Origin of the sequence: Rhodococcus sp. B50, assembly GCF_013602415.1 — a bacterium.
Taxonomy (GTDB): domain Bacteria; phylum Actinomycetota; class Actinomycetes; order Mycobacteriales; family Mycobacteriaceae; genus Rhodococcus.
Window position 1 is genome coordinate 1,834,535 of the sequence record NZ_WPAG02000002.1, and the last position, 14,740, is coordinate 1,849,274.

Below are 14,740 nucleotides of genomic sequence, written 5' to 3' on the forward strand. Positions count from 1 at the left end.
CCGAAGGAAAGTTCATGAACGCAGTTGCCTCCCTGAAAGGCTACGACCTCGGTAACCGGGTCGTGTCGTACGACGACTCCGACGCCATCCTCTACGCGTTGTGCGTCGGCGCCCGTCCCGACCAGTTGTCCCTGGTCTACGAGCGGGACCTGCACGTCCTGCCGACCTTCGGGCTCGGGCTCGGCCTGTGGGCGGTGGAGGAGGCCGGGGAGCTCGGCGCCTACGACCGGTTGAAGTCGCTGCACGCCGCGCAGCAGCTGACGGTCCATTCCCCCTTCCCGCGTTCGGGCAAACTCGAGATGCACGCTCGCGTCGCCGACGTGTGGGACAAGGGACCCGCCGCGACCATCGACGTCGCGGTCGAGTGCGAGCAGTTCACGGCGACCTATGCGATCCATCTGCCGGGCTCGGGTGGCTGGGGCGGCGAGCGCGCTCCGTCGTCGCCGCGGGTCGACCTCGAGGACGCGCCGTTCCGCGAGGACGTCCACATCGCCGCGAACCTGCCTGCTCTGTACCGGCTCACCGGTGATCTGCACCCCGTCCATATCGATCCGGAGGTCTCCTCGGGCTACGGTTTCGAGCGTCCCATCCTGCACGGCCTGTGCACGCTGGGCATCGCGGCGCGGACCGTCGCCGGCGCCGTCGGCGCCGAGCCGTGGGAACTCCGCGAACTCCGCGCCCGCTTCGCGGCCCCGGTTCTTCCCGACGCCACCCTCGCCGTCCGCGCGCAGGCGTCCGGCACCGAGGTCGACTTCGACGCCCGGATCGATACCACGGGTGTGCTCTCCGGCGGTCACGCGAGCTTCTGATCGCACGTCCGCTCGCAGTCCGGCTCTACCGAAGGAAATCCCCCGCCCCACACGAAGTTCCCGCCGAAAGGGACTCACATGACCGCACACGCCGCTTCCAGTTTCGGAACCAAGCAGCAAAAACGAGCGTTTCTCGCCAGCCTCGTGGGCACCACAGTCGAATGGTTCGACTTCTTCATCTATGCCACGGCCGCGACGCTCGTCTTCTCGACGATCTTCTTCCCCGAACTGGGGTCGAACGTCGGCATCCTCGCTTCCTTCGCGACCCTCGGTGTCGCCTTCCTCGCCCGCCCGGTCGGCGCGTTCGTCTTCGGCCATCTCGGAGACCGGCTCGGCCGGCGCACGACACTGATCACCACTCTCACGGTGATGGGTGCCGCCACGGGACTCATCGGCCTGCTGCCCACCTGGGATCAGGTCGGTATCTGGGCGCCGATCATGCTCATCGCCCTCCGTTTCCTCCAGGGCGTTGCGGTCGGTGGTGAGTGGGGTGGAGCGGTTCTCATGAGTGTCGAGAACGCGCCGAAGACCCGCGAACGCTTCTACGGCTCCGCACCCCAGATCGCGAGTCCGCTCGCGCTCGTGCTCGCCACGGTCGTCATGTACTTCGTGGCCCGCATGCCGAACGACCAGCTGATGTCGTGGGGCTGGCGGATCCCGTTCCTCGCCGGCTTCGTCCTCGTCCTGATCGGTCTCGTCATCCGGCTCGGCGTCGAGGAATCGAGTGAATTCACCGAGGTGAAGGAGACGGGCACCGTCACGAAGAACCCGATCGCCACCGTCCTGCGCACGATGCCGAGCCGCGTGCTCGCCGGTATCGGCCTGCAGGCCAGCGTGATCGTGCTGTTCTACCTGATCACCACATACATGCTCACGATGGCGACCAACATTCACGGGTTCACCAAGAGCGACACCCTGATGATCCTGCTCATCGCTGCGACGATCGACCTCTTCGCGATGGTCGGCGTCGGCATCCTCTGCGACCGGTTGTCCGCCTGGACGGTCTTCGTGGGCGGGGTGGTCTTCACCGGCGCCTTCGCATTCCCGCTGTTCGCCCTGTTCAACACCGGCAACATGGGGCTGATGATCGTCGCATTCTCCGCGGCTCTCGTGCTCGGCCACGCGACCACCTACGCGGTGGTCTCGAGCATGACCGCCAACCTGTTCCCGACCGAGGTGCGGTACAGCGGTGTCGCCCTGTGCAGCGCGTTCTCCGGTGTCGCGTGGGCGGCACCGACCCCGCTCGTCGCCGCCGCTCTCGTGCCCACCGACGGCTCGCAGCACTGGTGGCCGCTCGCCGCGATCCTCGTCGGCACCGCTGTCGTCTCGTTCGTCGCCGCAGCCTCCATGCGCAGCCATTTCACCTCCGAGACGGCGGCCGACGACAGTGACGACGAGTCCCGCGACCTCCGGGTCCGCGTGGGCGACCCCGTCTGAGCACCACCCATCCGATCGACCAGGAGATTCTCATGACTGTGATGCTCAGCGAGGAGCAGCGCGAGTTCGGGGCGGCCGTCCGCGAATTCTGCCGCCGCGAAGTGGGCACGCGCGAACAGCGCGACAAGCTCACCGACTGCGGCCGCGAAGGACACAGCCTCGAGCTGAACCGGCGGATCGCCGAACTCGGCTGGGCCGCGATCAACGTCCCCGAGGAGTACGGCGGGGCCGGCGGCAACCATGTCGACCTGTGCGTCCTGCTCGAGGAACTCCACCGCGGTCTGGCGCCGGTCCCGTGGCACGGCACGACCCTCATCACCGCCGGGATCTACACCAAGTTCGCGAGCGAGGAGCTCAAGCGGACGGTGCTCGGCCGGCTCGCCGAGGGTGCCGCGCTGGCGATCGCGATGTCCGAACCGGAAGCCGGTTCCGACGTCGCGGCGCTGACCTGCCGCGCCGAGCGCACCGCGGACGGCTGGGTGATCAACGGTCAGAAGACGTGGATCACCAACGCCCATCAGGCGGACAGCATCCTCCTGGTCGCTCGTACCGCGCGTGGCGAGAAGAAGCACCACGGGCTCACCATGTTCCACGTGCCGGCCGACACTCCGGGACTGACGATCAAGGGCATCGACACGCTGGGCGGAACCGAGGTCAACGACCTCTACTTCGCCGACTGCGTGCTGCCCGCCGACTCGGTCGTCGGTGAGGTCGGTCAGGGCTGGGCCCAGCTCATGCCGGGTCTGGCGACCGAGCGGCTGATCCTCGCCGCGCAGATGCTCGGCACCGCCGAACGCGCCTTCGACGACGTCTTGGCGTTCGTCTCCGAGCGCACCCAGTTCGGTACCCGGGTCGGCTCGTACCAGGCGATCAAGCACCGCATCGCCGACCTCGCGACGGAGATCGAGTGCACTCGTCTGCTCGTCTACAGCGTCGCGCACCGCGCCGATGCCGGTGACGACCCGCAGGGCCTGGCCCGCGCGTCGTCGATGGCGAAGCTCAAGGCGACAGAGGTCGCGAAGAGCACTGCCCTGGAGGGCATGCAGATGATGGGTGGCTACGGCTATTCCACCGAGTTCGACATGGCGCAGCACGTGCGCGCAGCCCTGGGCGCCACCATCTACGGCGGCACCAACGAGATCCAGCGCGACATCATCGGAAACTCGTTCGGCCTCCGGTAGAACACCCACGCGAGTACCCCGCAGCGGCGGGACGGTCCTTCGACCGTCCCGCCGCTGTTTTCCGTGTGTGTGCAGGCCGTTTCCGGCGAACCGTCACGGCAATCTCACCCTCGCGTAACACGCCTGTCATGGGCACCGTGTTTCCTTTTATTCGACACCGATTCATATAGTGAAACCCACAGTCGAATCCGAGGAGCCCCCATGACGCTGGAAGCCACCGACACGTCCGTGCTGCGCCTCCCGTCCTCGAACGGCCGGTCCCCCGAGACCTCCGGATCCCCCACGCTGACCGAACTCGCCCACGCCGCCGGCACCCGCTACATCCTCGCCGTCTTCACCACCCTGTCCGGAAAGCCCTGCGCCAAGCTCGTTCCCGTCGAATCCGTCGGGGAGCTCGAGACCGAGGGCGTCGGCTTCGCCGGCTACGCCGCAGGTTCGATGGGCCAGGTCCCGAAGGACCCCGACCTCGTCGCCATCCCCGATGCCGCGTCGTTCACGCCCATCCCGTTCGTGCGCGAAGGCCTCGCCCTCGTCCACTGTGACCCGCACGTCGAAGGTGAGCCCTGGCCGTACGCGCCGCGCGTGATCCTCAAGTCCGTGCTCGCCCAGGCCGCCGAGCTGGGCCTCGAGGTCAACGTGGGTGCAGAGATCGAGTACTTCCTCGTCAACAAGGACGAAAACGGAACGCTGCGCACGGCCGACGCGCTCGACACCTCCCGCCAGCCCTGCTACGACGCCCGCGACGTGACCCGCATGTACGAGCACCTCACCTCGATCTCGGCAGCGATGAACACCCTCGGGTGGGGCAACTACGCAAACGACCACGAGGACGGCAACGGCCAGTTCGAGCAGAACTTCCAGTACGCGGACGCGCTGACCACCGCCGACCGGGTGGTGACCCTGCGCTACCTGATCTCCGTGCTCGCCGAACAGCGCAGCATGACAGCGACCTTCATGCCCAAGCCCTTCGCGGACCGCACGGGATCGGGCATGCACATGCACCTGTCCCTGTGGAGCGACGGCGCCTCGGCGTTCCCCGACGCATCCGACCCGCGCGGGCTGGGTCTGTCGAAGACCGCCTACTCCTTCATCGCCGGTATCCTCGAACACGCGTGCGCCCTGCAGGGCGTTATCGCGCCGACGGTCAACTCCTACAAGCGCACCGGCGCGACCAGCACTTCCTCCGGCGCAACCTGGTCGCCGCGGTACGCGACCTACGGCGGCAACGACCGCACGCACTACCTGCGCGTCCCCGATTCCAACCGCGTCGAACTGCGCGGCGGTGACGGCTCCGCGAATCCGTACCTCGCCACCGCTGCCACGGTCGCTGCCGGCCTCGACGGCATCGGGCGCAACCTCGACCCGGGCACTCCCGGTACGGGCGCTTCCGCGGACCCGCTGCCGATGACGCTGCTGCACGCGATGGACGCCCTCGTGGCCGATCCCGTCGTCGTCGGCGCCCTCGACTCGGCCGGCGCGAGTGTCGCCGACTACTTCGCCTCCCTCAAGCGCGAGGAGTTCTTCCACTGGCACAACACCGTGACCCCGTGGGAGATCGACAGCTATCTGACCGCCTTCTGAGAACCTTCGACTTCTTCCGGATACATCGAACAGACCCATCGAACAGGAGAGACGACCATGTGCGGAATCGTCGGACTTCATCTGCGGGACACCGCGCTCGAGCCCCGGTTGGGCAGCCTGCTGACCGGAATGCTCGGGCAGATGGTGGACCGCGGACCGGATTCGGCGGGCGTCGCCGTCTACGGCAATCCGGTCTTCTCCCCTGCCGGGGAGTCGTCGGTCTCGGTGCTCGACGCGCCGTCGGATCTCGCCGCGACCGTCGGCGACGCACTGGGCGTGACCGTCGGTGCGCTCGACCTCGCACCCACCACCGTGCTGCACGCCCCCGTCCCCGCGGCCCTGCTCGCCGATACCGTCCGTGCCCTGGCGCCCGCGGCGACCGTCATCGGCTTCGGTGACGACGTGACCGTCCTCAAGGGAACGGGCGATCCGCGTGTTCTCGCGGAGAATTTCGGGCTGCCGTCCGTCTCCGGATGGCAGGGTGTGGGCCACACGCGCATGGCCACCGAATCCGCGGTCACCGCAGCAGGATCGCATCCCTTCGCCGTGGGACCGGACCAATGCCTCGTCCACAACGGTTCGTTCTCCAACCACCTGTCGATCAAACGCGAACTCGAGGACGAGGGCGTGGTGTTCGACAGCGAGAACGACACCGAGGTCGGAGCACGCTTCGTGGCCCAGCACCTCGCCGAGGGCGCGGATCTCGAGAAGGCCCTGCGTCTGCTCGGCGAACGGTTCGACGGCTTCTACACCCTGCTGGTGTCCACTTCCGATTCCTTCGCGGTGGTCCGCGATCCGATCGCCTGCAAGCCCGCGATCGTCGCCGAGTGCGACGCCTACGTCGCGATGGCTTCGGAGTTCCGCGCTCTGGCAGGGCTTCCCGGCATCGCCGACGCCCACATCTTCGAACCCGAACCGGACCGGGTCTACGTGTGGCAACGCTGACCGGCACCATCGTCCCCGATTCCGCTGTCCGACCTCGTTCCCCGGAGGCAATCATGACCACCGACACCCTGCTCCCGACCGCCACCTACGACCTGGCGACGACCACCACCCGCGAACTCAATGCGGCACTGCACGCGACGGAGGCCCCGGCCTCGGTCGAGGTTACGAACCCGCAGGGCGCCCACGCACTCGCCTGCGGCCTGAACCGGCCGATCGACGTCCGGGTCGACGGCCACGTCGGCTACTACGCCGCCGGGATGAATCAGCACGCCCACGTGACCATCGACGGCAATGCCGGTGTCGGGGTCGCCGAGAACATGATGTCGGGCAGCGTGCGCGTCACCGGTGACGCCTCGCAGTCCGCCGGCGCGACCGCCCACGGCGGACTGCTGGTGATCGAAGGCAACGCCGCCGCCCGCTGCGGCATCTCGATGAAAGGCGTCGACATCGTCGTCGGCGGCGACATCGGACACATGAGCGCCTTCATGGGGCAGGCCGGCCGCCTCGTCGTCCTCGGCGATGCCGGTGAGGCCCTGGGTGATTCGCTGTACGAGGCGCGGATCTACGTGCGGGGCCGCGTCGCCTCGCTCGGCGCGGACTGCGTCAAGAAGGAGATGCGCGCCGAGCACGTCGCCGAACTGCAGGAACTGCTCGACGCGGCCGGTTTCGACGCCGACCCGGCCGAATTCACCCGCTACGGCTCGGCCCGTCAGCTCTACCACTTCCACGTCGACAACGCCTCGGCGTACTGACGCCCGACGTTCTTCCGCCCGCTCGACCCCGAGGAGACTTCCATGACCTTCCAGCCCGGACTGCGTGAGTCGGCCACCTTCGACCGCAACGTCATCCACGAGATCCAGCGCGCCGCCGCGACCGGCATCTACGACATCCGCGGCTGGGGTGCCAAGCGCACGGTTCCCCACTTCGACGACCTGCTGTTCCTCGGGGCGTCGATGTCGCGCTACCCCCTCGAGGGCTACCGCGAGAAGTGTGAGACCGACGTCGTCCTCGGCGACCGCAACGCGAAGTACCCACTGCACCTGGATATCCCGGTCACCATCGCCGGAATGAGCTTCGGTGCGCTGTCCGGCCGCGCGAAGGAGGCCCTCGGCCGCGGCGCCAGCGAGGTCGGCACGTCCACCACCACCGGTGACGGCGGTATGACCCCGGAGGAACGCGGACAGTCCAAGCACCTGGTCTACCAGTACCTGCCCTCCCGGTACGGCATGAACCCCGACGACCTGCGCAAGGCCGACGCCATCGAGGTCGTGCTCGGCCAGGGCGCCAAGCCCGGCGGTGGCGGTATGCTGCTCGGCCAGAAGATCACCGAACGCGTCGCGGGGATGCGCACCCTGCCGGTGGGCATCGACCAGCGCAGCGCATGCCGGCACCCCGATTGGACCGGCCCCGACGACCTCGCCATCAAGATCCTCGAACTGCGGGAGATCACCGGCTGGGAGAAGCCGATCTACGTCAAGGTCGGCGCGACCCGCACCTACTACGACGTCAAGCTCGCCGTGAAGTCCGGCGCCGACGTCGTGGTGGTCGACGGCATGCAGGGTGGTACCGCCGCCACCCAGGACGTCTTCATCGAGCACGTGGGCATCCCGACCCTCGCCGCGCTCCCCCAGGCCGTGCAGGCCCTGCAGGAGATGGGTGTGCACCGCACTCCGGGCGGCGTGCAACTGATCGTCTCCGGCGGTATCCGTTCGGGTGCCGACGTCGCCAAGGCGATGGCCCTCGGCGCCGACGCCGTCGCCATCGGCACGGCCGCGCTGATCGCCCTCGGCGACAACGATCCGAAGTACCAGGCCGAATACGAGAAGCTGGGCTCGGCCGCCGGCTTCTACGACGACTTCCAGGACGGCAAGGATCCCGCCGGTATCACCACGCAGGATCCCGACCTGCAGGCCCGCTTCGATCCGGTCGAGGGTGGCCGCCGCCTGGCGAACTACCTGCGGGTGCTCACCATGGAGGCGCAGACCATCGCCCGGGCGTGCGGCAAGTCGCACCTGCGCAATCTCGAACCGCAGGACCTCGTCGCCGTCACGATGGAGGCCGCCGCCATGGCACGGGTTCCCCTGGCCGGAACCGATTGGATCCCCGGCCGGACGCTCTAGTCCCGTGACGACCTTCGCAGCCCTGCTCGACGACATCCGGGACTGGCAGGCACAGGCCGTCTGCCGGTCCCGGGACGTCGACTTCTTCGACGACGCGCCCGAGGGTGTCGCCCGCGCCAAGTCCGTCTGCGCCTCCTGTCCCGTGCGGGAACCGTGCCGCGACCACGCGGCGCTCGCCGGGGAGACGCACGGGATCTGGGGCGGGTTGACGCCCACGGAGCTGATCCGTCACCGGTGGCTCGCCCGCGCCCGATCCACGCAGCACGAACGTGCCTGCCACAGCCAATTCTCGAGAGGACACAGCACATGACCGTCTTCGACTCGCTCTGGGCATCGATCCTCGACGTCGGCAAGCACTCGACCACCGGAGGCTACCGCCGATTCGCGTGGAGCGACGCCGATCTCACTCTCCGCGAGTGGTTCCGCGGTTGTGCCGCCGAACGCGGCATGGACGTGGAAGAGGACCGCAACGGAAACCTCTGGGCCTGGTGGCTTCCCGAGGGCTGGGCGGGCGATCCCACCGGCGCCTTCGTCACCGGTTCGCACCTGGATTCGGTGCCCGACGGCGGTGCGTTCGACGGCCCCCTCGGCGTGGTCTCGGCGTTCGCCGCAGTGGATCTGGTCCGTGAGCGCGGCATCGTCCCGGCCGTGCCGATCGCGATCACGGCGTTCTCCGACGAGGAAGGCGCCCGCTTCGGTGTGGCATGTGTGGGCAGTCAGCTCACCACCGGGGCACTGGCTCCGCAGCGGGCGCTCGGCCTGCGTGATCGCGACGGAATCACCCTGGCCGAGGCGATGACGCGCGCCGGCCGGGTGCCCGAACACATCGGCGCAGATCCCGGCCTGGTCGACCGGGTAGGGGTGTACGTCGAGTTGCACGTCGAACAGGGCCGGGCCCTCGACCTCGTCGACGCGCCCGTCGCGGTCGCGTCGTCGATCTGGCCGCACGGCCGGTGGCAGTTCACCTTCACCGGTGAGGCCAACCACGCCGGTGCCACGCGTCTGGTGGACCGTCGCGACCCGATGCTCGCGTACGCCTCGTCGGTCCACAGCGCCCGCTCGTGTGCGGCAGCAGCCGGAGCGGTAGCCACCTTCGGCAAGCTCGAGGTGCTGCCCAACGGCGCCAACGCGATTCCTTCCGAGATCAAGGCCTGGCTCGACGCTCGCGCCGCGGACGAGGAGACCCTGACGACACTGGTCGCCGAGATCGAGGCCGAGGCCCGCCGGCACTGCCTGCCGGACGAGATCGGACTCGACGTCTTCGCCGAATCGATCACCCCCATCGTCGAGTTCCCGGCCGGACCGCGCGAACGGTTGCGCCGGGCGCTGTCCCATCTCGGGGACGTCCCGGTGCTCCCCACCCAGGCCGGGCACGACGCCGGCATCCTGTCGGAGAAGGTCCCCACCGCAATGTTGTTCGTGCGCAATCCCACCGGGGTGTCGCACTCACCGCACGAGTTCGCCGAAGCCGACGACTGCAACATCGGGGCGCGGGCGCTGGCCGACATCATGGCGGACTGGACGACGGGCAGCTAGATGGTTGTGCAGGTGATCCGGGCCGACGACCGACGGCGGGTACCCTGGCGCAACGGCGCCGGGACGACCGAGGAGGTCGCGACCGGCCCCGACGGCCCCGACGGCCGTCCGCTGTGGCGGATCAGCCTGGCCGATCTGGGTTCGGAGCCGACCCAGTTCTCGGCCTTCGCCCGCACCGACCGCATCTTCACCGTCGTCGGTGAGCACGGCGTCGACCTCGACTCGGGGCCCGGGCCCCAACCGGTGGATCCGTGGCACCCGCATCCGTTCGCCGGGGAGGATGCGCCGCGCTGCGTGCCCCGAGGCACGACCCGGGCTTTCAACATCATGACCGAGCGCGGGGCCGCCACCGCCGGGGTCACGTATCTGACGCTCGACACGGAATTCGACACCGCCGCAGACGGGGTCACCGCCCTGTACGTGCGGTCGGGCACCGTGCACGCCGGCGCGGAAGGTGCCATGTCCGGAGACTGTCTCCTGATCCGCGACGAGGCGGTCACCGTACGTGGAGCCTCGGCCACCGGACTGCTGGTGCACATCGGCCCGGCTCCCTTCCTCTCGTAGAAACCGATTCCTTCCCGACGACATCGACTCCCCCACGGACCTCCCCTGCCGGAGGCCGTTCGAACAAAGGATCCTCAGGTGACGGACACGACCAAGTTCCTGATCGTCGGCGGCGGCCTCGAAGGCCTGGCCATCGCCTACTCACTCGCCGACCGCGGCGAGACCGACGTCCTCGTCCTCGAGCGCGACACCCTCTGCTCGGGCATGACCGGAAAGTCCAGTGGCGTCGTGCGATGCCATTACGGCACCCCGTCGCTGGCCGCGATGTCCTGGTACGGCGTCGACATCTTCACCCGGGCGACCGAGATCTTCGGCGACGACATGGCTTTCCGCCAGTGCGGTTACGTCGTCGGTGTCGCGGAGAACAACGTCGAGCCGCTCGAGGCGAACATCGAGATGATGCAGGGTCTGGGCATCGCCACCGAACTCATCGCCCACGACAAGATGGCCGAACTGTGGCCGGGCCTGAACCTCGAGGACTTCGCCCTGTTCGCCTACGAACCGCTCGGCGGTCGCGGCGAGTCCTACATGGCGGGAATGGCGTTCGGGGCCACGGCCCGTCGGATGGGCGTGAAGATCCGGCAGAGCACCCCCGTGGCGTCGTTGCTGCAGAACGCCGCCGGCCGAGTCTACGGCGTGACCCTCGCCGACGGTTCCGAGGTGCACGCCGAGCAGGTCATCGTCGCCGCCGGCCCCTGGACGCCGGCGCTCGTCGCCGGGGTCGGCATCGACATCGACGTCCGGGCGCAACGCGCGCAGTTGGTCCTCGTCGATCAGGGTGTCCCGACCCCGGAGGTTCCTGTGCTGTCCGATCTGGCCGGCCTGCAGTACATCTGCCGCGAACCGAACGGCGAACTGCTCGTGGGCAACTCCGATCACCAGACACCGGAGTACATCGACCCCGACAAGTACATCAATCGCGCCGACGACTCGACGATCGAGAAGAACATCATGAAACTCGGCAACCGTCTGCCCGAGATGCCGGACCCGCGGATCACCAGTTCGTACGTCGGTGCGTACGACGTCACCGAGGACTACAACCCCGTCATCGGCCCGGCACCGGTCGAAGGCCTGTTCCTGGCGACGGGATTCTCCGGGCACGGCTTCAAGATCTCCCCCGCCGTGGGCAAACTGGTCGCCGACCTGCTGATCGACGGGAAGACCGATCTGCCGAACGTGAACCCGGACGACTTCCGTTTCTCCCGCTTCGAGGAGGGCGATCTGCTCCTGAGCCTCAACCCCTACGAGGGGGCCGGCGAGATGCGCTGATCCCCGGCCTTGTAGCGCGCTCGTGCCCTCCCGGACCCTGCCGGATCCGTGGAGGGCACCCGCATGTCCGCATCGCGGCGTTCACCACTGGTGGACACACGCTACGCTGACGATATGGCCAGCCCAGATCGTCCCGTCCTGTACGACGATTCCGGACGCGAAGTCCCGCGCGGCACCCCGACGGGCGTGGATCTCGAGCGCGCGATCGCCCACCAAGTCAGGTCGTTGCGGCTGGCCAGCGGCCTGTCCGTCGGCGACATGGCGGCCAAGGTGGGGATCTCCAAGGCCATGCTCTCGAAGATCGAGAACGCCCAGACCTCGTGCAGCCTCTCGACTCTCGCGCGCCTCGCCGCCGGTCTCGACGTTCCGGTCACCTCACTGTTCCGTGGCGCCGATGCCCACCGCGATGCGGTGTTCACGAAGAACGGTCACGGGGCCGAGATCGTCGGTCGCGGTACACGGGTCGGTCACCACTACGAACTGCTGGGGGCGCTGAGGGGGCAACACAAGAGGCTCGAACCGGTGCTGGTGACCCTCACCGACGCGAGCGACGTCTTCCCCCTCTTCCAGCATCCCGGCACCGAGTTGCTGTACATGCTCGAGGGCGAGATGCTCTACGGCCACGGCGATTCCGAGTACCACCTGCAACCGGGCGACGCCCTGCTCATCGACGGCGAGGGATTGCACGGACCCAACGAACTGCTGAAGTTGCCCATCCGGTTCCTCGCCGTCACGGCGTATCCGGACAACCATCAGCCGTGAACACCCGTAGGAGCCCTCACCGCACAGCGGTGAGGGCTCCTGCCGTTCGACCGGTGAACCTCGTCGGTCAGGACTTGGGCACGACGACGTCGCGGTCCTCGGCGAACACCTCGGGACGCAGCGTCGACGGGCCGGTGGGCGAGAACGAGTCCATCACGTAGGCCGTCTCCCCGTGGACCGGAACGTCGATTCCTCGCATCTCGGTGTCGGCGTCCACCCGGATACCCATGATCTTGTCGAGCATCTTCGCGATCAGGAAGGTCACCGCGAACGAGTAGGCGAAGACGGCGGCCATCGCGACGACCTGACGTCCGAGGAAGTCGATGCCCCCGCCGAAGAACAGGCCGTCGACACCGGCCGGCGCAGCGGCCGTCGCGACGAAGGCGATGAGGGTGGTGCCCACGACGCCACCCATGAGGTGGATCGCGACGACGTCGAGTGAGTCGTCGTAGCCCATGCGGAACTTCCAACTCACGGCGAAGCAGCCCACCGCACCGGCGACCGCACCGATCAGCAGGGCGCCGAGCGGCGACACGAGGCTCGCCGCGGGCGTGATCCCCACGAGGGCAGCGATGACGCCGGAGATCGCACCGAGTGTCGTGGCGTGCTTCTCCTTGATGCGCTCGACGATCAGCCATCCGAGCAGACCGGCCATCGCGGCGACGAGAGTGTTGAGGACGACGACACCGGCCATATGGTTGGCTCCGCCTGCCGAACCGCCGTTGAATCCGAACCAGCCGAACAGCAGGATGCCGCCACCGAGCACGACGAGGGGCAGGTTGTGAGGACGTGCCACGTGAGGGAATCCACGACGGCGACCGAGTGCGACCGCGAGCGCGAGCGCCGCGACACCCGAGTTCATGTGCACGGCTGTGCCACCGGCGAAGTCGTGTGCAGCGAGTGTGTTGGCGATCCATCCGCCCTGCGTACCGGCCTCTTCGTCGTCGAAGGCGAAGACCCAGTGCGCGACGGGGAAGTAGACGAGAACGACCCAGATACCCGAGAACACCAGCCACGCCGAGAACTTCATCCGATCGGCGACGCCACCGGCGATGATCGCCACCGTGATACCCGCGAAGAGGAGGTGGAAGGCCGCGGTCAACGCTGCCGGCACCCCGCCGGCCGGGTCCTCCTCGAGCAACGACCCCAGACCGATGTCGCTGAACGGATCGCCGATGAGGCCGAGGCCCCCGACGCTGTCACCGAGCACGGCGGCCGGACCGAACAGCACCCACAGGACGGCAGTGACGGCGAAGCCGCCGAACACCATCATGATCATGTTGAGCGCGCTCTTGACTCCGAGCATGCCGCTGTAGAACAGCGCAAGGCCCGGAACCATCAGTACGACTGCTGTGAACGCCGCCAAAATCCAGGCGGTATCGGCGGCCGCGAGTGCCTGTTCCATATAAGTCCACCCTGTTCGATCCTGGGGTCCGCGACCCCGAAGCCACACGGTGACCCGCATTCATCACCGTCCCCTGAGAGTGGACCGAGTCTGTAATGTCCCTGCGAGGAGCGGGTGAATTTCGTGTAACGCCACCGCCCGGCAACAGCGGTCCGTAGTGCCCGGTGGGCAGGGCGAAGGCAGGCCGTGAACGGGCAGGCAGTATGGAGGATGACGCGCCGCCATACCGGGTACCCCTGACCTGGCGAGTTCCGTGGGAACGACGGCTCGAACCGCTGCACGCATCTGGGAGGTAGACGATGGGACGGGTCACGACACGTCGACCGGTACTGCGCATCACGACGGACAGGGTGACGCGGCGTCCCGACACACTCGCCGTCGAGGAACCGCTCGAGATCAGGATCGGCGGCGAATCGCTGACGATCACCATGCGCACCCCCGGGCACGACGTCGACCTCATCCACGGATTCCTCCTGGCCGAAGGAATGATCGGCACTCGCGAGGACATCGTCGCGGTCCGATACTGTGACGGGGTCGACGCGAGCGGCGCGAACACCTACAACGTTCTCGACATCACCCTCGCGCCCGGTGTCACGATCCCGGAAGGGACGGGACGACGCGCGTTCACGACCACCTCCGCGTGCGGGGTATGCGGGAAGAACTCGCTCGACGAGGTACGCACCCGCACGCGATATCCGCTGCGAGAGGCCGGCAGCACCTCGATCGGTACGCACACGCTCACCGAACTGCCCGACACACTGCGGCGGCACCAGCAGGTCTTCGAATCGACCGGGGGTCTGCACGCGGCTGCCCTGTTCACTCCCGATGGCGCATTGCTGGCCCTGCGCGAGGACGTCGGCAGGCACAACGCGGTCGACAAGGTGCTCGGCTGGGCACTGACCGACAACCGGGTTCCACTCTCGCACAGCGTGCTCATGGTGAGCGGACGCGCCTCGTTCGAGCTCGTGCAGAAAGCCGTGATGGCCGGGATCCCCGTGCTCGCGGCGGTGTCGGCGCCCTCGTCGCTCGCCGTCGATCTCGCCGCGGAGTCGGACCTGACCCTGGTGGGTTTCCTCCGCGGCGAGACGATGAACGTGTACACCGCACCGGACCGCATCAAGACCGAGTGAA

The 14,740-nt window shown here is 68.0% G+C and carries 14 protein-coding genes; 13 read left to right on the forward strand and 1 reads right to left on the reverse strand.

What is annotated here, in order from left to right:
- Positions 1-14: 14 nt before the first annotated feature.
- The 12 genes from GON09_RS08815 (at position 15) to GON09_RS08870 (ending at position 12,204) form a co-directional block, all read left to right on the forward strand.
- A complete protein-coding gene (locus GON09_RS08815) occupies positions 15-809 on the forward strand; it encodes a MaoC/PaaZ C-terminal domain-containing protein (RefSeq protein WP_213931468.1) in 795 nt (264 codons plus the stop codon).
- A 78-nt stretch (positions 810-887) separates the two neighbouring features.
- On the forward strand, positions 888-2,246 hold the full coding sequence (locus GON09_RS08820; protein ID WP_244865452.1) for an MFS transporter: 1,359 nt from the start codon (positions 888-890) through the stop codon (positions 2,244-2,246).
- 32 nt (positions 2,247-2,278) lie between these two features.
- Positions 2,279-3,427, forward strand: a complete 1,149-nt coding sequence (locus GON09_RS08825) for an acyl-CoA dehydrogenase family protein (RefSeq protein ID WP_213931470.1) — start codon at positions 2,279-2,281, stop codon at positions 3,425-3,427.
- Between the two features lie 201 nt (positions 3,428-3,628).
- Entirely contained in the window at positions 3,629-5,008 is a 1,380-nt protein-coding gene (gene glnT, locus GON09_RS08830) for a type III glutamate--ammonia ligase (RefSeq protein ID WP_213931471.1), read from the forward strand.
- Between the two features lie 57 nt (positions 5,009-5,065).
- Positions 5,066-5,953 (forward strand): glutamine amidotransferase, encoded by an 888-nt coding sequence (locus GON09_RS08835; protein WP_213931472.1) that lies wholly within the window; start codon positions 5,066-5,068, stop codon positions 5,951-5,953.
- Positions 5,954-6,006: 53 nt separating this feature from the next.
- On the forward strand, positions 6,007-6,705 hold the full coding sequence (locus tag GON09_RS08840; RefSeq protein ID WP_213931473.1) for a protein glxC: 699 nt from the start codon (positions 6,007-6,009) through the stop codon (positions 6,703-6,705).
- Positions 6,706-6,747: 42 nt separating this feature from the next.
- Positions 6,748-8,073 carry an FMN-binding glutamate synthase family protein gene (locus tag GON09_RS08845; RefSeq protein WP_213931474.1) on the forward strand — a complete coding sequence of 442 codons (1,326 nt, stop codon included), beginning with the start codon at positions 6,748-6,750 and terminating at the stop codon, positions 8,071-8,073.
- 4 nt (positions 8,074-8,077) lie between these two features.
- Positions 8,078-8,383: a WhiB family transcriptional regulator gene (locus tag GON09_RS08850; protein WP_307854344.1), complete on the forward strand. Its 306-nt coding sequence runs from the start codon at positions 8,078-8,080 to the stop codon at positions 8,381-8,383.
- A complete protein-coding gene (locus GON09_RS08855; RefSeq protein ID WP_213931475.1) occupies positions 8,380-9,609 on the forward strand; it encodes an allantoate amidohydrolase in 1,230 nt (409 codons plus the stop codon). Before GON09_RS08850 ends, GON09_RS08855 begins: the two co-directional genes overlap by 4 nt.
- A gap of 12 nt (positions 9,610-9,621) precedes the next feature.
- Positions 9,622-10,173, forward strand: coding sequence for a HutD family protein (locus GON09_RS08860; protein WP_213931476.1), 552 nt, complete (start codon positions 9,622-9,624; stop codon positions 10,171-10,173).
- A 78-nt stretch (positions 10,174-10,251) separates the two neighbouring features.
- A complete protein-coding gene (locus tag GON09_RS08865; RefSeq protein WP_213931477.1) occupies positions 10,252-11,442 on the forward strand; it encodes an NAD(P)/FAD-dependent oxidoreductase in 1,191 nt (396 codons plus the stop codon).
- 114 nt (positions 11,443-11,556) lie between these two features.
- On the forward strand, positions 11,557-12,204 hold the full coding sequence (locus GON09_RS08870) for a helix-turn-helix domain-containing protein (protein ID WP_213931478.1): 648 nt from the start codon (positions 11,557-11,559) through the stop codon (positions 12,202-12,204).
- 67 nt (positions 12,205-12,271) lie between these two features.
- On the opposite strand, the gene GON09_RS08875 is transcribed toward GON09_RS08870, so the two are convergent.
- On the reverse strand, positions 12,272-13,609 hold the full coding sequence (locus GON09_RS08875) for an ammonium transporter (protein ID WP_213931479.1): 1,338 nt from the start codon (positions 13,607-13,609) through the stop codon (positions 12,272-12,274).
- A 299-nt stretch (positions 13,610-13,908) separates the two neighbouring features.
- Here GON09_RS08875 and fdhD point away from each other — a divergent pair, with 299 nt between their 5' ends.
- Positions 13,909-14,739, forward strand: coding sequence for a formate dehydrogenase accessory sulfurtransferase FdhD (gene fdhD, locus GON09_RS08880; RefSeq protein ID WP_213931480.1), 831 nt, complete (start codon positions 13,909-13,911; stop codon positions 14,737-14,739).
- The last annotated feature ends 1 nt before the right edge of the window (position 14,740 follow it).